Raw genomic sequence first — 24,422 nt, 5'->3', positions numbered from 1 at the left:
AAAATATTATATTTTATGCTGTAATTTTTTTATATGTCCGTATTTTCTAAAATCATATCCAACATTGATATTGCAACAGCAGCTTCCAAAACAGGAACTATTCTTACTGCTATTGCAGGATCATGTCTACCAATAATTTCCAATTTTGTATTTTTCATTTCTTTTATATCAACTGTGTCTTGCACAAGTCCTATTGATGCTGTAGGTTTTACTGCTGCTCTTAATATTATTGGCATTCCATTTGTTATACCTCCGTTTATTCCTCCTGAATTGTTTGTAGTTGTTACAATATTGCTGTCTTTTATTTCAAACGGATCATTATGCAAAGAGCCTTTCATTTTCGAACAGCCAAAACCACATCCAAATTCCAAGCCTTTTACACCAGGTATGCCAAAAATCATTGATGACAATCTGCTCTCAACAGAATCAAAAATAGGATCTCCTATACCGGCTTTTACTCCATGTACAGCCAATTCTATAATTCCACCTACTGAATTTTTCTCTTTTTTTATATTTTCCAATAATATTTTTGCTTCTTCCAATTTTTCATCATCAAAAAAAGCTAATGTTTTTTCACAAACCTTTTTTTGTTCTTCTATGCTTACTTTTTCTATTGGTACATCTTCTATATCATAAAGAGATTTTATATGTGCATATATTTCTATACCTTTTGATTTTAATATTTGAAGTGCTATACCTCCGATTACACAAAGAGGTGCTGTAATTCTTCCGGAAAAATGTCCTCCTCCTCGATTATCTTCAAATCCTTTATATTTTATATGTCCTGTATAATCTGCGTGTGAAGGTCTCATCTTATATTTCAACTGCTCATAATCTTTGGAGTTTACATCGTTATTTTTTATTATTACAGCAAAAGGTGTACCTGTTGTTCTGTCATTATAATAACCTGATACTATTTCATAATCGTCTGTTTCTTTTCTTTGTGTTGTAAATTTATTTTGTCCTGTTTTTCTTCTGCTTAAAAATTTATTCAGTTCATCTTTAGATATTTCAAAACCTGACGGAAATCCGTATGCAATAGCTCCTATATGGCTGCCGTGCGATTCACCAAACAATCCTATTTTTAACTTATTTCCTATCAATGATGACATATCTGCCTCCAAGTTTTTCAAAATCTTCATAAAAGTTTACATATGATTTATTAACTGCATTTTCTTCGTCCAATATAACAGGATTTTCGCATATTATTGATGCTATTGTAGATGACATAGCTATTCTGTGGTCATTATATGACGATACCTCTCCACCTTTTAAATATCCTTTGCCTTCTATAACAAGTGAATTTTCTTCTTCTGTTGCTATCCCACCTAAACTGTTTATCATATCGACACTGCTCTTTATTCTGTCGCTTTCTTTTAATCTTAATCTTGATATGTTATAAAATCTCGTTTTTCCTATACAAGCTGATGCTAAAACAGTCAATATAGGCAATAAATCAGGTATATCACAAATATCTATTTCTGTTGGCTCTAATGTATGTTTGCTTATTTTTACAACGCCTGAATTAATATCTATATCCACTTTTGCACCAATTTTTTTTAAAATTTCCAATATTTTCATATCGCCTTGCACTGAATTGAGATTAAGTCCTTTTATTTCTACCTGTTTGCTTCCTATTGCTCCTGCAACTAAAAAAAATGCTACATTCGACCAATCTCCCTCTATTTTTTGTATAATATCGGATATGCCTTTATTAGTGTATTTGTTATTTTTTGATATAAAATACGATTTTTTTTCCTGCACAATTTCTATACCATATTTTTTCATAACATCGATTGTCATATCCACATATGGTTTCGATTCCAGCTTGCTTATAATATCTATTCGCACATCTTCATTTTGCATAGGTGCACAAAGCAATAATCCTGAGATATATTGAGAGCTTATATCTCCTCTTATGTCCACATTATTAAATCTGAATTTATTAGTGATTTTAAAAGGCAATTTATCAGAAGAAATAAGGCAACCGGATTTTTTGATAATATCTACAAGTTCTTTTATAGGTCTTTGCGGTAATCTTCCTCTACCTACAAATTCGCATCTATCAAGTAAAGATGTGATTACAGGTAGCATAAATCTGAATGTAGTTCCACTTTCTCCCATATTAAATTTCAATACTTCATTTATTTTTTTTAATTTATCAATATTTATAGGTATTACTTTTAAAATTCTTCCGTCTATTTTTATATCTGCACCTAACTTTTTCAAACAATCGATGGTCATTTTTATATCATCAGATATATTTGGAATATATAATAATGAGCTGAAATCAGATAAAGCTGAACATATCAAGTATCTATGCGCCATGGATTTTGACGACACTGCATCTATACCACCATTTAGCTGAATATTTTCTATCTTAATCAAGATTTGCCTCCATTGCCGATTTGATGTATTGTTTCCATTTTAAAAGAGATATTTTCTTTAATACACAACTGCCTATATCTTGGATTAATATAACAGTTATAGTATCATCTTCACATTTTTTGTCTAAAATACTGTTTTGAAATATCTCTTCAGGCGTAAAATTCGTTGAAATAGGCAAGTCATTTTTTTCTATGCAGTTTACTATATCTTTGGCAGTTTCTTTTGTGATAAGATTTAACACATATGACAACTTTGCTATATAACATATTCCGATTGCAACAGCAAAACCGTGTGTTATACTGTAATTGCTCAATTTTTCTATTGAATGTCCTATTGTATGCCCTAAGTTGAGTAATCTTCTTATGTCATTGTCCTGCTCGTCCAAGGCTACTATTTTCGCTTTATATTCTACACAACGCTTTACTAAGTATTCAAGCCTTAAATCATCTTGTTTTATAGGTGAAAGCAATTCATAAAACATCTCTTTACTTGATAATATAGAATATTTTATAGTTTCTGCAACTCCGTCCAAAAAATATTTTTTATCCATAGTTTTGTACAGACTTAAATCGCATATAACTTTTTTAGGTTGTTTAAACGCACCGAGCAGATTTTTACCTTGTTTTAGATTTATGGCGGTCTTGCCACCTACAGATGAATCAACTCCAGCAAGTAATGTCGTCGGCAACTGTACAAATTGCATTCCTCTTTGGTATGTTGCAGATATAAATCCACCTAAATCTCCTATAACTCCTCCACCAAATGCCAATAAAGCATCACTTCGTCTGTAATTATTTTCCGCTAAAAAATCAATTCCTTTCAAATAGTTTTGTACAGATTTCGAATTTTCACCATGCAAAAATATCAATACTTCATAATGTATATTTAAGCATTTAAGAGATTTTGCAAGTTCTTCTTTATATATGGACCAAACTTTATTATCTGTTATAATTGCAATTTTTTTAAAGCCGAGAGCTGATAAAATTTCTCCTGTTTTATTTAATAAATCATTTCCAATCATAACTTTATATTCATCACCAGTATTTACTGCTACTTCTATAAAATCATCTATATTTTTCATAATATATCCCTATTTAAATTTATATGCCTCATCAATTTTATAATTGACAATTATTTTTTTAAATTATGTTTAGTCTTTTAATCATCTAATATAACTTTTCTTAATTTAACTATCTTTTTCATAAGTAAATCAAACTGTATAGGTGTAATAGACTGTGCTCCGTCAGATAACGCATTTTTAGGATCATTATGCACTTCTATTATAAGTCCGTTCGCACCCGATACTGTAGATGCCATAGATAAAGGCTCTACATACTGACTAAGTCCTGCCGCATGAGAGGGATCTGCTATTACAGGTAGATGTGATTTCATTTTCAGATATGGAATTGCTGTTATATCAAGAGTATTTCTTGTACCTGTTTCAAATGTTCTTATTCCTCTTTCACACAATATTACTTTTTTATTTCCACCAGCGAGGATATATTCCGCACTCATGAGAAGCTCCTGATATGTGGCGGATAAACCCCTTTTTAATAAAACAGGCTTATCTACTTTTCCAAGTTCTTTCAAAAGTTCAAAATTTTGCATATTTCTTGCTCCGACTTGAAGTATGTCCACATTTTCAAAATATTTCAACTGCGATGCTTCCATAATTTCGCTTACTATTGCAAGCCCGGTTTCTTTTTTTGCAATTTCAAGCAATTTTAAACCGTCAGTTCCCATTCCCTGAAATGAATATGGGGATGTTCTCGGTTTAAATGCTCCTCCTCTTAACACATTTGCGCCTGATTTTTTGACAGACTTTGCAATCTCCATTATCTGCTCTTCACTTTCTACTGAGCAAGGACCTGCCATAACCAAAAAATTTTCTCCACCTATTTTCACACCATTATCCAAAGTAATTATGGTATCGTATTGATTAAATGTTCTACTTGCCAACTTATACTGTTCTTGTATCACTCTTACTTCTGCAACACCCTCTAAAGCCTGTACTGTATCTATACTTATATGCGAAGTATCACCGATTAAAAGCAATAATGTATAGTTGTCGCTATCTATTTCTTGAAAACTGATTTCTTTCTTTATAAGCCAATTTTTAGATGCCTGTATTTGCTCAATAGTTGCAGATTTTTTAAATTTTATTATCATAACTTGCCTTTCATTTTTTAATTATATACAACAAAAACTTAAAATTGAGTATAGCACAAACTTTCAATATATTCAATTTTTTACTCGATTTAACAAAACCTTAATATGCATAAATTATTGTCAAGATGTATAAATATTAGAAAGCAGTATAAAATTTATAAATAATAGATTCATTTATATAAGAAATCCATAAAGAGTGTTATATTTTATTAAATTTACACAACACTATTTTTCTATTAATCTATTGTATTTTAATATTATAAGCAAAAAATCATAACCAATTTTTTTAATATATGGTTATGATTTTTATAATACTGATTTCAAATTCAAAGCGTTATAAATTTTGTAAATATATTTTAAAGTCTTGTAATTTTAATAAAACATTTTTAAAAATTATTTTTGTTTCTTATATAATCCTGTAAGCATAAGCGCTATAGCACCGTCGCCTGTAACATTACAAGCCGTACCGAAACTGTCTTGTAGTGCAAATATTGTAAGCATCAATGCAGTACCGTTTTGATCAAATCCGATAACTGATATTATAAGTCCAAGAGATGCCATTACTGTACCTCCCGGAACTCCAGGTGCACCTATGGCAAATATTCCAAGAAGTAATATAAATAATATCATTGTTGAAACTGAAGGCAATGAACCTGTAAGTATTTTTGATACAGTCATAACAAAAAATACTTCTGTAAGAACTGAACCGCATAAATGTATTGTTGCACCTATAGGTATAGCAAAATCGGCTATCTCTCTGTCAAGTACAGATGATTTTCGAGCACATTCAAGTGACATCGGTAATGTTGCAGCAGAGCTCATCGTGCCGAGTGCTGTAAGATATGCCGGACCATAATGTTTTATAACTTCAAGAGGATTAGCTTTTGCAATACCTCCTCCGATAGAATAAAGCACAAACAACCATACATAGTGCATAACTATTACTATTACAATCGCTTTTAAAAATACAGGCAATTGATATATTATTCCACCTTCATATGCAAGACAAGCAAATGTAGATGCTATAAAAAACGGAAGTATAGGAACTATAACTCTTTTAACTATTTCCATCATAACGTTGTTCAGTTCGTTAAATATGTTTTCAAGTGTTTGAGATTTAGTCCATATTATTGCCAAACCGAATAATATTGATGTAACAAGTGCTGTCATTACAGAAAACATAGGGTCTATTTTTAATGAGAAAAGCATCTCCGGCAATTCTCTAAGACCTTCTACATCACTTGATATATTAAGTCCCGGTATAAGTATGTATCCCATAATCATAGACATAAATGCAGCTCCTATAGATGATAAATAAGCTATAAAAAGCGCTGTTGAAAGTAATTTATTGGCATTTTGCTTAAGCCCTGTTATAGCCGGTGTTATAAAACCTACTATTATTAACGGAACTGCGTAGAATATAATTTGTCCGAGTACCTGCTTCAAAGACATAAATATTTGTATTATGCTCTCATTGACATTCATCCCAACTATTATACCAATAATTACACCTAAAATAAGTTTGACTATTAAATAGTCTTTTTTTTCATTGCTCATTATAATGCCTCCTTAATATAAAAATAAATACGTTTTAAGTAAAAATATTTACAAAATTTAATATAAGAATATATTATAATTTTTTATTCTACATAAAACAATGAATAAATATTATAGTATTGTAGAAAATATTGTTTTTAATCTAATAAATTATAAAGCTGTTCACAGAATTTTAGAAAACATTAGTTATATTATTTTAAAATTGTATAATTGCTTGTGCGTTGGTAATATAAAAGTCATCTTATTATATTAAGCATTATGTCATCTGAATATTTGAAACCTTGATTACATAATATTCCAACATTTTTTATAGTATTTTCTATATCACAGCCTATTATTCCGACATTTTTATTGACTATAACACCGTTTAATGCTAAATATGAGCTGATTACAGCCTCACTTGCAGAAGATGCCAATTTAAGTGAACAATTATCTTTTGCTCCGTCACATATCATACCTGTCAAATTAGCAAGCAAATTATTACATGAGCCTTTTATCTGTTCGTTGTTGCCACCAAGCATATATGTCATACCTGCACATACACCCACACCTGCACCTATAGCACAACCGCACATTCCTGACAATTTACCGCTGTATAATTTTACATATTTATTTACTGCGTTTGCAAGGAATATGGCTCTTAACATTTTTTCTTCGCCTACATTTTCTTTTTCAGCAACCAAGTATAAAGGAAGTATCACCCCTATTCCTTGATTTCCGCTACCACCGCTCGTCATTATAGGCAAATTCCCTCCACCCATTCTCATATCCGCTGCCGATGAAGTGGCTATCCTTATTGTTGTTATTATATCATTTCCCAATATATTTTTATCTTGCAAATCTTTTAAAGTCTTACCTATATTGAGTGCATATGTATTTTCCAATGCTTCGTGAAAAGCTTTGATATTCATATTTATGCCTTCTTTTAATAAAAAAAGCTCATCAAAATCTATATCATCAGATATTTGTATGATTTTATCAAAATCAAGCTCACTTACAAGCTCATCATCAGAAGATGAAGTATCACAAATATTTTTGCTGAATATAATTTCCTCATTGACTTTAATAAGTACAACATTAGTATGTGCACTTGCAACTATTACTTGTATAGCTTCGTTTTCAGTTATAACATCCGCTTTTATATATATGCTTGGAGATTCGCATTCTATTTCCTCCAAAATATCACAATTTTGCATAAAATTTAATGTCTCTGACAAATTCTGTTCATTAACATCAGATAAAACTGTCAATTTTTTACTCTCGTCTCCAAACAAAACTCCAAGACAAAATGCCAATTTTAATCCAGCTTTTCCGTTAGTATGTGGTACCATTACCGACTTGCCGTTCTTATAAATATTTTTGCTTGTAGTCAATACAATTTTTTTTATACCGCCCGTTACGTATTTTTTGCACACACTCCCTGCAAAAGCTACAGCAACAGGCTCGGTACACCCGATAGCCGGTTTTACATCCTGATAGACCAGCTTTAATAGCTGTCTGCTAATTTCCTGCATAAAAAACTTACCTCCTATAATAAATTGTTTACTCCACTATAATACACTATATTACAAAAAAAGAAAATATCTTTTTTTATAAGTAAAAAATATCAATTTTTGCTATTTTTTTAACGTTTAGATATTAAAATTATATATTTTAAAAGTACGTAAAAAATGCTATAATTATTATGAATAAATCCTGTAATAATTTTGGTGTAAACCAATACTACCATAAATTATCTATTATTCTATTGAGAGTATTAACATTAAAAGCAAGAATATTCACCATTTATATTAACTTTGAATATGAAACATAATTTTGGCCAAGGAGGGTTTTTATGAAAATCAGAAAGAAAAAAGGATTTACGCTGTTGGAAATAATAGCAGCCGTTTCGCTTATAGTAATCATAAGCTCTGTAGCTATACCAATGTATATGAATATAGTAGATAAACAAAAATATAATACAGATTTGGCTGTCGCATTGCAATTAGAACAACAGGCAAAAACTTATTACATAGAAAATAAAGATACTGATAAAACAAAACTGAAAAACTACATAGAAGAAATTTACGGTACTATGCCAAAATCAAAATATAATGGCGATGAATTTACAGTAGAATTTGATACAGCTAAAAAAGTCACTGTATCTGCAGGCGGAAAAACGTTTATAGATAAAGGCGAAACAAAAGAATTCAAGAAAAAAGAAAACGATAAAAAAGATTAATAAATAATAACATTCCCATTATTAATGATGCTAAATAGTAATTTCAAGTACATTATAATTATGTAGTTGAAAAATTTATGTTTTTTACATTTTAACATTACATAGCTATTTACAGAAGATAGTTTTAGTACTAAACAAGTTATCTATACTGTTACATTATATATTAGCATAAAATATGCTCAAATTATTTTGCAAGTGAAACTAACACTATTTTATAAAAATCTGCTTTACTTATATTTATAAAAAATTCTCCAAGCAAAATATATTTGAGCATCATATTAAAAAACATTCATATTTAATTAGATAATGATATCTCTATTATATTCATAATATAAATTTTTAATCTCATATATATTTTTTCAAAAATTTTATAAGCTTATCAACTTCTTCTTCCTTTGTCGCCCATGATGTTACAAGTCTTATCGAAGTCTTATTTTCATCTATACTTTCTACTTTTGAAAATACAAACTCTTTTCCGAGTTCTTTTAATATATCATTTTTTAATATCATAAATATTTGATTGGATTGTACTTTTTCCAAAAACTCATAATCATCTTGCAAGCTGTCATATATCTTGTATGCCATATGGTTGGAATGTCTTGCAAGCTCAAAATATAAATCATCCTTAAACAATTCGTAAAACTCTATTCCTTGTACTTTCCCTTTGGCATATATACTGCCTTTGCATTTCATCTGTCTTACAAAATTCGGCTTTAAATCCTCATTATTTATTACAAGTGCCTCTCCGAGCATTGCCCCATTTTTTGTACCGCCTATGTAAAACACATCGCTGTATTTAGATAAATCTGTTATTTTGATGTCATTTTCTCTCGCTGTAAGTGCACTGCCGAGCCTTGCTCCATCTACAAACAAATAAAGTCCATACTTTTTACAAACATTATATATATCTACAAGCTCCTGTTTTTTATATATTGTGCCTAATTCTGTTGTTTCTGATATGTATACTGCTTTTGGAAGTGTCATATGATCGTCTGATAAATGCTTTGTATATATTTTTTCTATCTGCTGAGGTAACAACTTTCCATTTTTATTTGGCACTGTAATTATTTTGTGTCCACACGCTTCTATTGCGCTTGCTTCATGCACATTTATATGTGCCGTATCTGTTGCTATAATACCTTCATATGATTTCAGCATATAATCTATTATTGTCAAATTGGTCTGTGTTCCTGCCATAAAAAAATATATATCGCTGTTTTCACATTCAAACTTTTGTTTTATTATATTTTTTGCATTTTCACAAAACTCATCTTCTCCATATCCGTATGTTTGAACATAATTATTTTCAATTATGGCTTTTAATATTCTTTCGTGGGCAATCTCATTGTAATCGTTCAAAAAGCTATACATATTATCTTCTCCTTTACTTTGTTATAATGTAGATATAAAATTAATACAAATCATAATTTATGAATATCTTAATGTAATAAATTATTAGCGTTATTTAATACTAAAATCTATTTGAAATAACACGTACTACTATAAAGTGTCTATTTAATTGGATATTAGTATAAATCATGGATTTTTTCGTTAAATACACTCATAATTCTATTAAGTATTAATATTCCATTAAATAGATACTACTACTCAACGCCTTAAAGATACACTTTTAACCATATTTTTTAAAGTATATTATATCTTAGTTTCTTCTTTTTTATGTAGTTATTTTATAGAAGTTTAGTATAAGTATTAATATTTGATAATAGTATAAAAATCAATATATAAAAAATATGTATTTCAAGAAAAATAAATTCTCTCAAAATACATATTAATTAATCAAATATTTACTATCTATTTTGCATAATCTACCGTTCTTGTTTCTCTTATTATGCTTACTTTTATTTGACCCGGGTATTCCATTTCTTTTTCAATCATTTTTGAAACATCTCTTGCAAGTTTTGGTAATAAAGCATCACTTATTTTTTCAGGTTTTACCATTATTCTTACTTCTCTACCTGCTTGTATTGCAAAAGATTTTTCTACTTCTGTGAATGAGTTTGCTATTTCTTCCAATTTTTCAAGACGTTTTATATAGGTTTCAAGAGTTTCTCTTCTTGCTCCCGGTCTTGCAGCTGATATTGCATCGGCCGCTGTAACTATTACCGCTTCAACTGTTTGAGGCTCATAATCACCATGATGTGTTGACATTGCATGTATAACTTCTGAAGATTCTTTATATCTCTTTAATAAATCCATCCCTATTTCTACATGTGTTCCTTCCATTTCATGGTCAACAGCTTTACCTATATCATGGAAGAGTCCTGCTCTTTTTGCTATCTTTACATCTGCACCAAGTTCTGATGCAATAACTCCGCAAAGATGTGATATTTCTATTGAGTGATTGAGTACATTTTGTCCATAGCTTGTTCTATAATGTAACATCCCCATAAGTTTTACAATTTCAGGATGTACACCATATATTCCAGTATCCATAAGTGCTTTTTCGCCATACTCTTTTATAGCCTTATCCACTTCTTTTTTAGCTTTTTCAACCATTTCTTCTATTCTTGCCGGATGTATTCTTCCATCTGCAATCAATTTTTCCAAAGCCAATCTTGCAATCTCTCTTCTTATAGGGCTAAAAGATGATAATACGACAGCTTCAGGTGTATCGTCTACTATCAAATCCACACCTGTAAGATTTTCTATAGCTCTTATGTTTCTACCCTCTCTACCTATAATTCTTCCTTTCATTTCATCATTTGGAAGATTTACCACGCTTACAGTAGTTTCTGATACTTGCTCGGCTGCAACTCTTTGTATAGCATAAGCAACAATTTCTCTTGCCTTATTGTCAGCTTCTTCTTTAGCTTGCATTTCAAGTTCTTTAATCTTTGCGGACAGCTCATATCTCACTTCTTTTTCAGAAATCTCAAGGACATATTTTTTTGCCTCGTCTAATGTAAGATTTGATATGTCTTCAAGTTTTCTTATCTGTTGTTCCTTGATTTCGTCTACTTCTTTTTCTTTTTCAATCAGTTGAGTTTTTACATCCGCCAATTTTTTGTCTTTTTCTTCAACCTGCAATATCTTTTTGTCGAGAGTTTCTTCTTTTTGTACTAATCTTTTTTCAAATTTTTGTAGTTCATTTCTTCTATCCTTGTACTCTTTGTCATACTCATTACGCATTTTATGAATTTCTTCTTTAGCTTCAATTATCTTTTCTTTCTTTTGAGCTTCTGCGTCTTTTTGAGATTTTTCAATTAATTCTTTGACATAAGTTTCCGCTGTTCCAATTTTCTTCTCAGACGTGTATTTTCTTATAAAAAAGCCTATTACCAAGAAAATAACAGCTGTGATTAAGCATGGAAATAAAATTTTTAAATCTGTAATAATGACCACCTCCTAAAATCTTTTCAGGAAATAATCACAAACATTAAAAGTATAATCATTAAAGATTAAATATTTTGCCAATTTTTAAAACATTTATTTTTCAAAATTAAAATAATTGTAAATGGAATTTTGAACTTAATCCTTTAAATTAGAACCTGCTTTTTAAACATAAGATTTACTATGCCTTTGATTACTTCCTTTCTTAAAGATTTAAATATTTTTTCACTTTTTAATATTTACATTCAGATAATTAAAAACAAAAACTACTCTATAATTGTAATATGTATGAAAAATAATGTCAAGAAAAGGTTATAAAATTATATCGAAAAATATATTTTCGCATATAATTTTACACCTTCAAAAAATCTTTTTTATTTTATAAAAATTCAATTTTATGCTACATTTTATTTAATACCAAACTCCGTTAAAAATCATATTATTTCTAAATTTTATATATTTATTATTTTGAAAAAATATAACTTTTAAGGACATTTTATAATATACTTTTAATTAGTGCTTAGTATAAATTAAGATAGGCTCAAATTATTTTTGACAATTCAAAATATGTTTTTTCATCATATCTCGACTATCTCTCCCACACTTAGAAAATATATATAGCTTTGCTTTACTTCTTTGTCAAATGCCTTGTTTAACGCTGTTTTATATAAATTTATCTGCTCTTTATACATTTGTGCATGCTCTTTCACATCTTCTTTTCTTACAGAATCCGTCTTGTAATCGAGCAGTACCAAATGATTGTCTTCTTCAAAAAACAAGTCTATCACACCGCTTAACAATGTACCGTCATAGCTGTCTATAAAAGATTCTTCCTGATATATATTTTGAGATTTTTTTATTCTCTTTCCTATGTCTGATTTTATAAAATTATATACTTGTTTCAAGTTTATAACTTCACTTTCTTCTTGAGTTATAAAATCTGATTTTATCATATCTGCAAGCTGTTTTTCCAAATCATCCGAAGTATAGTCTTTTTTAAAATCTATATGCTGCAAGAATAAGTGATTCAGTGTTCCTATTTTTTCAGGTGTAAAATCATTGAGTTTTTTATGATAATCGTAATCAAACAATTTTTCTACAATATACTTCGATTTAAGTTCAATATTTTTTTTCGCAAGAGATGTTACGGAAGTTTTAACCTGTTTTGTTATATAATCTTTGTATTCATAGTCATATGTGTATTTTTCTCTTATCAATTTTTTTTCTTCTTCACTTAGCGATATATTTTTAAGCATATCTTCAAATTTTTGTCTTACATCCGTTTTTTCTTCTTCTGACAATATTATATCTTTTATTTCTATTTCATTAAACTGATATAATTTAGTATGAGATAAGTTATCTCTTATGTCATCAGCTATGGCATATAATATAAAATCTTGATAATTATTTATGCTGTCCAAGCCTTTTGGAAAAAAACCTGTTCTTATATTTTCCATAAGCTTATAATATGGCGTTTTGCCTATTGAATTTAATATTATCTCATTTTTTGCTCTTGTAAGTGCCACATATAATATTCTTATCTCTTCTGCTCTTGCTCCTGATTCATATTCTGATAAAACAGCTTTTTTAGCAAGCGTGGGCATATAATAATCGTCTTGTGTATCCACATAATTACTGCCTATTCCATATTTTGCATCAAGCAATATCGCCTTGTTTTTATCCTGCATATTGAATTTTTTTTGCAAGTCATTTATTATAACTATACGAGATTCCAAGCCTTTTGATTTATGAATGGACATAAGTCTTACCAAATTTTGCTCTTTAGATATTGATTTCGGCGTTATATCATCCGATTTATTTTTTAATATGGCATCTATATACATGAGGAAGTGAAACAAAGATTTATTTTCGTTTTGTATAAACTCTCTTGCTTTTTCGTTTATTATCTCCAAGTTTTGAACTCTCATTTCTCCTTGAGGCATAGTGCTTATATAATCTTTGTACGAGCTGTCCGTCATAATATAATCTATGAATTCATCAAGCTGCATATATCTTTCTATATCCGCATAATTTTCTATCTTTTTTATAAATTTCGCAATTTTTTCCGATAATTCATCTTGCACTTCTCTTGCATATTTAAAAAATATGTTATAAAAATATTTTTCTTTCATATCATAAATTTTTATCTTTGTTATATCGTCTATGTCAAATTTACCTATAGATGACAACAATACTGCAAGTAATGCTTCATCTTGCCTTATATTATCTATTATTTTCAAAAAATCTATGAACAATGATACTTCCAAAACTTCAAAAACAGCCTGAGAATAATCTATAAACAGAGGTATGTTATGCTTTTTAAACACTCTTGAATAGATATTGACACTGCCTTTTAAAGAGCGCTTTAAGATTATAATATCTCTGTAATTTATATTTTTTCTGCTGTTTATCATATCTATTATCTGTTTGGCTGTAAGCTCTGCCATAAGTTCTTCATCTTCAAAATCGGATATATCTATATCATTTTCTATTTCGTAGTCTGAATACTTATTTTTTTCTTCAATATTTGTTAAGATATTTATTTTTACAGAGCTTTTCGGATAAAGTTTAAATTTTATATTTTGGTCTGCCAGTTTTTTATTTTTTATTATTTCACAGCTTTTTTTATATTTTTTTGTGTGATATTTGAGCCTTGCACTGTCATCGTATTCAATTCCTGCCACATCTTTTGTCATAATTTTCTCAAAAATCATATTGCAAAAATCTATAACTCCACTACTACTCCTAAAATTTTCTGAAAGGTCTATTTTTTTGCTGTTGTCATCTGTTTTGTAAAGCTCATACTTATCCATAAATATCTGAGGTTCAGCCAATCTGAATCTATATATGGACTGCTTGACATCCCCTACAAAAAACAAGTTATCATTAGATGCGATTTTTTGTATTATAGTATCCTGCACCTCATTGGAATCTTGATACTCATCATAAAAAATATATTTATATTTTTGTTCAAGCTTATTTGCACAATCTTCATCGCTTAATATTTTAAGAGTCTGATGCTCCAAATCATTAAAATCAAATATATTTTTTTCCAATTTGGCAGCCATATATCTGCTTTCAAACTCTTCCACAAGCTTGCAAAGACTCAATATTACAGGGTAATAATCCTTCATCTGCTTGGCATATATAGAAGTGGTTATATTATGTTTTTTCAACTCTTCAAATCCATATTTTTTGATATGATAATCTCTTATATTTTTTACTTTTTCAACTTCACTCATATCCACGTCTTCAGTTTTTCTAATGGATTTAAGTTTAGGATATTTAAGTTGTGACACTTCTTTTATAAACAAATCATAATCTTTTTGCAGGATTTGTTCCAAATATATGAGATTTTCCATATCTTGAATTAATGTTTCTTCGTATTTTAAATTTGCATTTTTACACAAATCTATTGCATTTTGAATTATACTTTTTAAACTCTCAATATTAAGCCTTATATCTTTTTTCATAACTGACATATATTCACTGTCATTTATATTTTTTATATTATATTTTTCCGCCTGTTCATAAAGCCATTTAATAGGCTCTTTTTTACTTTGAATGAAGGTATAAATCTGATATACTATATTTATAAGATAGCTGTCATCATTTCTTTTGGAATATATATTTACCAAGTTTAAAAAATCTTCGTCCTGTGATTCATATTTTTCTTCAAATATTTCTTGTATAGCCTCGTCTTTTAATATGCTTATCACAGAATTGTTTCCCAATGTAAAATTGGGGTCTATATCCAATACTTCAAAATTTTCTCTTAAAAGTCCCACGCAAAATGCGTGCATTGTGGATATATTAGCTTGTCCTATAAGCCCTATCTGATTTTTTATATGTATATCTTTGCTGTTTTCCTGCAAATACTTATATAATCTGCTTTGTATTCTACTTTTCATCTCGTTTGCAGCAGCTTTTGTAAATGTGAGTATGAGCATAGAATCTATACTTATTTTTTCTTTTATTATAATATCAACTATCCTCTGCGTAAGCACTGCCGTTTTCCCTGAGCCTGCGGCTGCCGATACAAGTATATTTTTTCCTCTGGTGTTTATAGCGTCTTGCTGATTTATGCTCCACTTCATAACTTTTCCCCTATGTAATTATCTTATACAAAATCTGATTTAATGCTAAAATACATTTAAAATAAGATATTCTCAAATTGTTTTATAATAAAAATTGCTAATTCTTTTATAAATACTTATTTTGCAAGCATTTGTAAAAAAGTGCCAAATCAAAATATATTTTAGTATAATGTTAAAAAATATCTACATTTAATTTAATAACAGTATAATACTAATATTAGTTTGATTAATGAATAAACTTTATAATAAGTCATTTATTTTAAGTATACTTGATTTTACTTATCTAATAAATTCTTAAAAACAATAATACACATTATTATATTAACTTTTAGTATAAAAAGAGAATATAACAAATATATTTCACAGATATTATAAACTTATATGTATATTTTATCAAATATCTATAACAATTTTTATATGTTTTTATTAAAAATTTTTAAATATTTATTTCTATAAGTTATCATATTTTATAATATATTTCTAAATATTAAAGAAATAATTTAAAATTTTTCTTATTATTCTAATCATATGAGATAATAATTTTAAAAATAAAAGCATAAAAATATATAAAAAATAAATTATATTATAAAAAATTCTTCATTTTTATATAATTTTTGATTTAATTTTCTATTATTTATTTAAAAATATTCTGATATATTATGTACATTAATAATATTTCTTGAATTTCTGAAATAATTTGTTATAATTATCTGAATTGCATTTTGCAATTATACCATTATGCGATTAAAGTTTCGTAGTTTAAAATATAAATGTTAAAATTTATTTTTATTTTTAATGCTATATAATTTTGATCAAATATGGATATTATGCTGTTACCTTATAAAATAATGAATACTTCTATCTTCACATAAATAAAAATATGTGTTTATAAATAATACAAATATTCATTTTTTAAGGTAATTAAATCAAATTTATTTTTAAAGGGGGAAATTTTTTAATGAAAAGAAAATTGGGTGCATTAGTATTATCTGTTTGTATGTTGGCAGGACTTACATTTCCTGTTATTGCTGAAGAAAAATCTCAAAGCATAAAAAATTTTGTAAAGTCTGAAACTATAAATGGTAAAGATTTTGATGAAAATACAGGTGCGGATAATTATGCAAACAAGGGTGATAACAAGAATTCAAAATTTTATAAGGCTCCTGATTTTTATAATATGAAGTCAGATAATGAACTTACAATAATTTCAAACTTCAAAACTATGCAACAAACTACAGAATGGTCTTGTGGTGATGCAATGGCTCTTATGGTTCTTGAACACTATGGCATAAAAGGCTATGATGAGATGAAACTTGCAGAATTGATGGGCTCTTCTGTTGATAGAGATACAAAAGGTGCAAAACCTGGTTCCGCAAATAACTTCTATGAATTCGGAACAAATGTTAAACAATTATATAATTTTTTCAGTAATTCAAAGGATGTAAAAGTAGTAGAAACAAGTTATATAGCTAACCCTAAGCCTGAACAGCTCACTTCAAAAAATGACCTTATAACTCCATCTGATGTAGGTAACATCAAACCTACTTTTGTAAGTGCAAGTTTATATTCTTCAGAAAATAAAAGTGATACTGAAAAATGGGTAGATGATGCAAAAGATTCATATTTTGTAAAATGGCTTACAGGACATCTAAAAGCAGGTAGACCTATAATGGTGGAATGGGGAGATTGGGATGGACATTGGCAGGCAATAATAGGCTATGACAACAACAATACTCCAAGTATAGGCGATGACATATTGATATTTGCCGATCCATATGACACTTCAGACCATTGGCAAGACGGATATTATTTCTATCCTTTGGAAAGATGGTTTTATATGTGGCAAGATAGAAAAGTTGCAGAAAAACCATATCAGCTTCAACCATATATAATTGTTGAAAAAGTAAAAAATACAAAATAAATTTTATGATAAATCTCAAAAATATAATCCGTTTTTTTTAACGGATTATATTTTTGCATTGAAAATCTATTTTATCTTTTTTCCATCTACATATACAGATTGTATATTTCTATCATCTCCGATATATAAAAATCTTTGAAGTCTTTCTCTTACCGTCCTGTCATTACTGTCAGATAAACTATCGTCATCTATCACAAGAAAATCAGCCTTATAACCTTTTTCAAATGAACCTACATCTCCGAAGAACTTTCCTCCGCCTTTTGTCGCCATATAAAATAATTGTTCGTATTTAAGTTGAGGATAAGTGTCGTCTATATGCACCCATCTCATATTTGACAATATAGAAGCCATTACTATCACTTTTCCCATAAAAATTTCGTGTCCTCCTGATACATCTGAGGCAAGTCCTACATCAACTCCATTTTTAATCAATTTTGAAACAGGAGATATACCGCTTGATATGTTTCCATTAGAATATGGTGAATGTGCAACCATAACCTGTTTAGATTTGAGCATTTGCATTTCATGCTCATCTGTCCATACACAATGTGCCATAACGGTATTCAAGTTATCTCTTAAAAGTCCGTATTTGTCATACACATCTACATAGCAGTTACATTCAGGGTGCAATTCATTTACAAATTTTATCTCTCTTCTGTTTTCAGATAGATGTGATTGTATTTTTAAATCATACTTTTTAGCTATTTCTCCAAGCTTAGTCATCAATTCACTTGTACAGGAAGGTACAAATCTCGGTGTTATTATAGGTTTTATATTTTTATATTTACCAATTGTATCTTCAACAAATTTAACAGTGTTTTTTGCGCTATCTTGTGTTTTTTCTATATAAAAATCAGGCGAATTTCTATCCATATTTACTTTTCCAACATAAGCTCTAAGACCGGTTTTATCCATTAAATCCATAAGATATTCAGTACTTTCATTATAAATACTGCCAAATACAACACTGCTTGTAGTACCGTTATTAAGTAACTTATTTACAAATTTTTGATAAGGTTTTTTTGCAAATTCGACGTCTTTATACTTTGCCTCTTCCGGAAAAGTATAAATTTCAAGCCAATCCATAAGCTCTTTATCTGCGCCGAGTCCTATATTATTTATCTGCGGCGCATGTATATGTATATCTACAAATCCTGGAATTATAAGTTTTTTGCTGAAATCTATAACTTCATAATCATCATTTATTTCATTTGTTACACCTATGATTTTATCGTTTTCAAACAATAAGTATCCATCTTCAAAAATTTCAAATTTATCAGGAGAACTTGCATATATTATATCTCCTTTAACAGCATTTTTCATAATAAGGAATCTCCTAACTGTTCAAAAGGCACAAATAGTATCCTACCTGTGCCGTTTAACAAATCATTTCAAATCAAAGTTTATTTTTTATACCGAATAATTTTATATCTCCAACAAATTTTTACATAAAAATTATTTTACCTGCAAACAATATCGTCAATATATACATAACTATTGAAGGTTCGCTGAATTTTTTTGCAAGTATCTTACATATAACGTATGACATTATTCCTACCATAACACCATCACCTATACTATATGTAAGTGGCATTATCAATATAGTTAAAAATGCAGGTATAGCTTCATCATAAGAAGAAAAATCTACATTTACTATATTTTCAATCATAAACAAGCCTACCATTATAAGTGCAGGTGCAGTAGCTGCTGACGGTATAGCTGTAAATAACGGTGCAAAGAATAAGGATACTGCAAATAATATTGATGTTACCATACCTGTAAGACCTGTTCTACCGCCTTCAGATATACCTGCTGCACTTTCTGCAAATGTAGTTATAGTAGATGTCCCAAGCATAGCTCCTACTGTTGTACCTATTGCATCTGCTGTTAGTGCCTGACTTGCCTTAGGTAAATTGCCTTTTTCATCAAGCATACCTACTTTTGATGCAGTTCCTACCAACATTCCTATTGTATCGAACATATCTACGAACAAAAATGTAACTACACAGAAAAACATATCAAAACTTAAAAGTTCCTCTTGTGTTATTTGAGTAAATGCCATAGCTGTAGGTGCTACTGAAGGAGGCATGCCTATTATACTTTCCGGAAGTACAGTTACTCCAAGAGGTATACCTACCAATGTTGAGGCTATTACAGATATTAATATTGCACCTTTTACATTCCATATAATTAAGAAAGCACACAAAAAAAGTCCAAATATACATACTATTGCTGATGGATCTGTAAGATTACCCAATTTTACAAATGTAGCCTCATCAGCCACTACAATACCTGCAGATTTTAATCCTATAAATGCTATAAACAAGCCTATACCTACTGATACGGCAGATTTCAAGTTAAGTGGTATACAATTTACTATTGCTTCTCTAGCTTTTACAAAAGTTAACAATAAGAAAATTATACCTTCAATAAACACTGCTGATAAAGCAAATTGCCAGCTATGTCCCATTTGTAATACTACAACATATGTAAAAAATGCGTTAAGTCCCATACCTGCACTTAATACAAAAGGATAATTCGCATAAAGTGCCATAACAACTGTAGCTATTATACTGGCAAGAACTGTTGCTGTAAATACAGAACCTTTATCCATACCTGTAGCTTCAAGTATTCCAGGATTTACAGCTAATATGTATGCTAATGTTACAAATGTAGTAAAACCTGCTATTATTTCTGTCTTTACTGTAGTACCATTTTCTTTTAACTTAAAAAATTTCCATAAAAAACTATTTTCATTATTCATGACCTTCCATCTCCATCATTTATAAAATATTTATATTAGGTTGATAATTGACTTATTATACTTCTTTAGAAATCATCTACCTAATATAAATATATTTAATTTTAAACTTCATAAAATAGATTAATAAGTTTTACAAAAAATTATTTTTCATCATTTGCAATATTTATTTCTATTGCTTTTTCAACAGCGTTTAATATATTTTCATACCCTGTACATCTACATAGATGTCCTGATATTTTTCTTCTGAGTTCGTCTCTTGTATATCTTTTCTTTTCTCCTGCTATTGCTACTGCAGACATAATAAGACCTGGGGTACAAAAACCGCATTGAACTGCCGCTTCATCTATGAAGGCCTGCTGTACAGGATGTAATTTTCCGCTATGACTTTTTAAGCCTTCTACTGTGATTATATTTTTTCCTCTTGCCCAAACTGTAAGGTATATACAGCTATCCATAGGTTCACCGTCTATCAAAACAGTACAGGCTCCACATTCTCCAACTTCACACCCTCTTTTTATACTCGTAAGTCCTAATCTGTTTCTAAGAGTATCAAGCAAAGACTCTCTTTCGTCTATAGGTACTGATACATCTTCACCATTCACATTGAAATCAACAACTGTAAACACTCTCACCACCTCCTTTTACTATGGCTGCATTTATGTTTCTTCTTGCAAGCTCTCTTATTATATGAAGTCTGAAATCTTTTGACGCTCTCCAACTGTTTCTCGGATTTACGTCTAAAGTGTAATTTTCATCTATTATTTTGATGAGATTATCTCCCACTTTTTGTCCTATCAATTTTTCTTCCAATTTAGGACTTCTTATAGGTGTAGGTGCAGCTACTCCATATGTTATTCTTACATCTTCGAGAGTTTTTTTATCTTCACTTAATTTAGTCATTATACAACATCCCAAAGTTGCTATATCCATTGCATTTCTCATGGCATACTTTATATAATTGCCTGTATAACCTAAATAATCTTCTTTTTTTATTTCAAAATGTGTCAATATTTCATCTCTTTGTCTTATAGTTTTTCCTGCCCCTACATAAAACTCACAAACAGGTACAACTCTTGTTCCATTTACACTTTTTAAATGGAGATATGTGTTAAGAGCCATTACACTTGTACAACTGTCTGCACTTGGCACTCCATTACATATGTTTCCTCCCATTGTACCTATATTTCTTATCTGAGGTCCTCCAACTTGACCAACAGCATAAGCCAAGAAATCTATATATTTATTTACTATCGGATCTTTTTCTATATTTGTGAAACTTACTCCTGATCCTATTATTATACTCTCATTCTCATCTATATATATTTTTTTCAACTCTTTTAAATTATATATGCTCACAAACGGAATATCAGTTAAATGCCCTTCTCTATTTTTGATAAGCACATCACTACCGCCATTTATTACTATAGCCTCTTTATCATCATACAGCATTTGTACAGCTTCGTCTATATTTTGAGGCTCATATATTTTTTTTATATCATACATATATTAATCCCTCCTATTCTATTAAGCCATTTTTCTTAAACTCTTCAATAAGTTTTTGAGGATTAAGCGGCAATGAATTTATCCCAATACCTGTTGCGTGTAATACGGCGTTTCTCACAGCCGGTGCAAGTGTAAGCGTAGGTGGTTCTCCAAGGGATTTGTTGCCGTATGCTCCTGAAGGGTCATCAGTCTGCACAAATTCTACATGAAAATCAGGATGATCCATAGATGTAGGCATTTTATAATCAAGTAAATTTCCATTTAGCAATTTACCTTTATCATCATAGATATAATTTTCTCCCAGAACATATCCAAGTGCCATACTCATACCACCATGAACCTGTGCCTCCGCAAGCTGAGGATTAATAAGCTTACCACTGTCATGTATATTTATAACATCTAACACTTTTATTTTACCGAAATAACAATCAACTTCCACCTCAGCAAATGTTGCGCCGAAAGAATATGTGTTATTCTTGCAATCGTATGTTTCGCAAGCTGTTATATGTTGACTTTCTTTTAAACTGTATATTGCCTCCATAGCAAAATCATGCATAGACATTTTTCTTGTTCCGTCTCTTTTTAACACTATATAATCATCTTTTATATCAAGATTTTCAGGTAAAAGATTTAATATTCTTCCTGCTCTGTCAAGAACTTTTCTTTTAAAAGATTCAGCAGTTTTTTTAATAGCTCCACCGCTTACATAAGTTTGTCTTGATGCGTATGCGCCTGTATCAAACGGTGTTACATCTGTATCTTGGAATGATACTATATGAACATTCTCAAGGCTTATTCCTATAGTTTCCGCTGCCATTTGTGAAAATGCTGTATCAGCGCCTTGACCTATCTCTGTTGCGCCCATTTGTAACTGTACGCTTCCATCTTGGTTAAGAGAAATATTTGCTGTTGCTGTTTCAAGAGATATAGGATAAACTCCTGTTTTGTAGCAAAATATCGCCATACCTACTCCACGTCTTTTATTAAGAGGTTCTTTTCCAAGAGTTTTTCTCTTTTCATCCCAATTTATATATTTTTTTCCGATATCTATACATTCTTGAAGACCGGTAGAATGACAAGTGATTGTGCTTAAATCCATATAACCCAATTTCATCATATTCTGCTCCCTTATTGATATAGGATCTATCCCAAGACTGTAAGCCATATCATCCATAAAAGATTCCTGCATAAAACAAGCTTGTGGTATACCATATCCTCTCATCGCACCTGCAGTTGCTCTGTTCGTATAAACAGTATGAGCAGTACCTTCAAGCACTTTTTCATCTTGATAAAGCATACGTACAAGATTACCACAGTTTGCCATTATAGCATGCCCATGTGCAGCATAAGCTCCATTATCCGCTTTTCCATAGAATTTTCTGCCTATGAGTCTACCTGTCTTTGTTATGTATGCTCTAAAATGTCCTTGTATAGCATGTCTTGTTCTTGTAGAAGTAAAAGTTTCTTCTCTTGAAATCAAAATTTCTACTGCCTTTCCACCCAATTGTTGACATAGCCAAGCATTAAGCGGCTCATATAATACATCCTGTTTATTACCGAATCCTCCACCTATATACGGCTTGATTATTCTTATTTTCCCCCAAGGAATACCAAGCGCCTGACCACATACACGACGCATTATATGAGGTATTTGAGTAGATGATATTACAGTTATCTTTCCGTTTTCACCATAAGCTTTAGAAACAGGCAACTCTATATGACAATGTTGAACAGTTTGAGTTGAATATTTTTTATCAAAATAAACCAAATCTTTTTCATCTTTTAAATCATCGAAGTTTATTTCTCCAACCTTATAATTAGATTTAACTATTGTATTAGTAGGTCGTACCTCTTTATGAAGTACAGTTGCATTTTCATCAAGCGCAGAGTCTATATCCAATAAAGGTGGATATTCCTCATACTCAACTTTTACTTTTGCCACAGCTCTTTTTGCACTCACTTCATCTCTTGCAACTACAACAGCTATTTCATCTCCATAATACCTAACTCTCTCGTTTAATAATTTTCTATCCGATATATCTTGATGAGACGCTTCAACTGACCAAGGGTGTCCCGCTGTAGGAAACTGTATATCAGGCACATCAAAGCAAGTAAATATCTTAACAACACCTTTTACTTTCATTGCCTCTTCAATATCAATTGACAAAACTTTCCCATTTGCAATAGTACTCCTAACAAGTTTTGCAACAAGACAGTTAGGTACCACTATATCTTCAGTATATTTGGCAACTCCGGTTACTTTATCATAAGCATCAACACGAGCTACTTTTTTACCAACTATCATACGAAAACCGTCCTTTCTAAAAATTTAACAAATATTTCTATAAAAACTGAACTTTAAATAAATTTTATTTATTCTATAATAAAAATTTGAACAAAAATATGTTTTAACAATTACTAATATTCATAATTTAAAAGCATCATGAATAC

16 protein-coding genes are annotated in these 24,422 nt (G+C 29.8%); 2 read left to right on the top strand and 14 right to left on the bottom strand.

Going from position 1 to position 24,422, the window contains the following annotated elements:
* Positions 1-29: 29 nt before the first annotated feature.
* The 6 genes from aroC to HMPREF9630_RS00160 all read right to left on the bottom strand — a co-directional run bounded on the left by aroC (position 30) and on the right by HMPREF9630_RS00160 (position 7,628).
* The gene (gene aroC, locus HMPREF9630_RS00185) at positions 30-1,112 is read right to left on the bottom strand and encodes a chorismate synthase (protein ID WP_009526527.1); all 1,083 of its coding nucleotides are present in this window, start codon (positions 1,110-1,112) and stop codon (positions 30-32) included.
* The gene (aroA, locus tag HMPREF9630_RS00180) at positions 1,090-2,388 is read right to left on the bottom strand and encodes a 3-phosphoshikimate 1-carboxyvinyltransferase (RefSeq protein WP_009526526.1); all 1,299 of its coding nucleotides are present in this window, start codon (positions 2,386-2,388) and stop codon (positions 1,090-1,092) included. The genes aroC and aroA overlap by 23 nt, the downstream gene beginning before the upstream one ends.
* Positions 2,381-3,469: a 3-dehydroquinate synthase gene (gene aroB / locus HMPREF9630_RS00175; RefSeq protein ID WP_009526525.1), complete on the bottom strand. Its 1,089-nt coding sequence runs from the start codon at positions 3,467-3,469 to the stop codon at positions 2,381-2,383. The genes aroA and aroB overlap by 8 nt, the downstream gene beginning before the upstream one ends.
* Before the next feature lie 77 nt (positions 3,470-3,546).
* Entirely contained in the window at positions 3,547-4,557 is a 1,011-nt protein-coding gene (aroF, locus tag HMPREF9630_RS00170) for a 3-deoxy-7-phosphoheptulonate synthase (protein WP_009526524.1), read from the bottom strand.
* Between the two features lie 393 nt (positions 4,558-4,950).
* Positions 4,951-6,114, bottom strand: a complete 1,164-nt coding sequence (locus HMPREF9630_RS00165) for a dicarboxylate/amino acid:cation symporter (protein ID WP_009526523.1) — start codon at positions 6,112-6,114, stop codon at positions 4,951-4,953.
* 236 nt (positions 6,115-6,350) lie between these two features.
* Positions 6,351-7,628 (bottom strand): L-cysteine desulfidase family protein, encoded by a 1,278-nt coding sequence (locus HMPREF9630_RS00160; protein WP_009526522.1) that lies wholly within the window; start codon positions 7,626-7,628, stop codon positions 6,351-6,353.
* A 320-nt stretch (positions 7,629-7,948) separates the two neighbouring features.
* Here HMPREF9630_RS00160 and HMPREF9630_RS00155 point away from each other — a divergent pair, with 320 nt between their 5' ends.
* Complete coding sequence (locus tag HMPREF9630_RS00155; RefSeq protein WP_009526521.1) at positions 7,949-8,335, top strand: type II secretion system protein; 387 nt, start codon at positions 7,949-7,951, stop codon at positions 8,333-8,335.
* A 345-nt stretch (positions 8,336-8,680) separates the two neighbouring features.
* Here HMPREF9630_RS00155 and HMPREF9630_RS00150 read toward each other — a convergent pair whose 3' ends face one another.
* From HMPREF9630_RS00150 to addA, 3 genes are all read right to left on the bottom strand, one after another.
* Positions 8,681-9,706, bottom strand: a complete 1,026-nt coding sequence (locus HMPREF9630_RS00150; protein ID WP_009526520.1) for a threonine aldolase family protein — start codon at positions 9,704-9,706, stop codon at positions 8,681-8,683.
* A 441-nt stretch (positions 9,707-10,147) separates the two neighbouring features.
* Positions 10,148-11,689 carry a ribonuclease Y gene (rny, locus tag HMPREF9630_RS00145; protein ID WP_176662124.1) on the bottom strand — a complete coding sequence of 514 codons (1,542 nt, stop codon included), beginning with the start codon at positions 11,687-11,689 and terminating at the stop codon, positions 10,148-10,150.
* A 575-nt stretch (positions 11,690-12,264) separates the two neighbouring features.
* Complete coding sequence (gene addA, locus HMPREF9630_RS00140; protein WP_009526518.1) at positions 12,265-15,783, bottom strand: helicase-exonuclease AddAB subunit AddA; 3,519 nt, start codon at positions 15,781-15,783, stop codon at positions 12,265-12,267.
* 958 nt (positions 15,784-16,741) lie between these two features.
* On the opposite strand from addA, the gene HMPREF9630_RS00135 reads away from it, so the two are divergent.
* Positions 16,742-17,704 carry a papain-like cysteine protease family protein gene (locus HMPREF9630_RS00135; RefSeq protein ID WP_009526517.1) on the top strand — a complete coding sequence of 321 codons (963 nt, stop codon included), beginning with the start codon at positions 16,742-16,744 and terminating at the stop codon, positions 17,702-17,704.
* Positions 17,705-17,770: 66 nt separating this feature from the next.
* Here HMPREF9630_RS00135 and guaD read toward each other — a convergent pair whose 3' ends face one another.
* The 5 genes from guaD to xdhA all read right to left on the bottom strand — a co-directional run bounded on the left by guaD (position 17,771) and on the right by xdhA (position 24,276).
* The gene (gene guaD, locus HMPREF9630_RS00130) at positions 17,771-19,027 is read right to left on the bottom strand and encodes a guanine deaminase (RefSeq protein ID WP_009526516.1); all 1,257 of its coding nucleotides are present in this window, start codon (positions 19,025-19,027) and stop codon (positions 17,771-17,773) included.
* Between the two features lie 121 nt (positions 19,028-19,148).
* Positions 19,149-20,468, bottom strand: a complete 1,320-nt coding sequence (locus tag HMPREF9630_RS00125) for an NCS2 family permease (protein WP_009526515.1) — start codon at positions 20,466-20,468, stop codon at positions 19,149-19,151.
* A 140-nt stretch (positions 20,469-20,608) separates the two neighbouring features.
* Positions 20,609-21,094 carry a xanthine dehydrogenase subunit XdhC gene (gene xdhC, locus HMPREF9630_RS00120; RefSeq protein WP_009526514.1) on the bottom strand — a complete coding sequence of 162 codons (486 nt, stop codon included), beginning with the start codon at positions 21,092-21,094 and terminating at the stop codon, positions 20,609-20,611.
* Positions 21,078-21,971 (bottom strand): xanthine dehydrogenase subunit XdhB, encoded by an 894-nt coding sequence (xdhB, locus tag HMPREF9630_RS00115; RefSeq protein ID WP_009524716.1) that lies wholly within the window; start codon positions 21,969-21,971, stop codon positions 21,078-21,080. The genes xdhC and xdhB overlap by 17 nt, the downstream gene beginning before the upstream one ends.
* 13 nt (positions 21,972-21,984) lie before the next feature.
* Positions 21,985-24,276: a xanthine dehydrogenase subunit XdhA gene (gene xdhA, locus HMPREF9630_RS00110; RefSeq protein ID WP_009526513.1), complete on the bottom strand. Its 2,292-nt coding sequence runs from the start codon at positions 24,274-24,276 to the stop codon at positions 21,985-21,987.
* Positions 24,277-24,422 lie beyond the last annotated feature (146 nt).

It is taken from the genome of Peptoanaerobacter stomatis (genome assembly GCF_000238095.2).
Lineage (GTDB): Bacteria > Bacillota > Clostridia > Peptostreptococcales > Filifactoraceae > Peptoanaerobacter > Peptoanaerobacter stomatis_A.
This window is presented reverse-complemented; position numbering and strand designations above follow the sequence as displayed.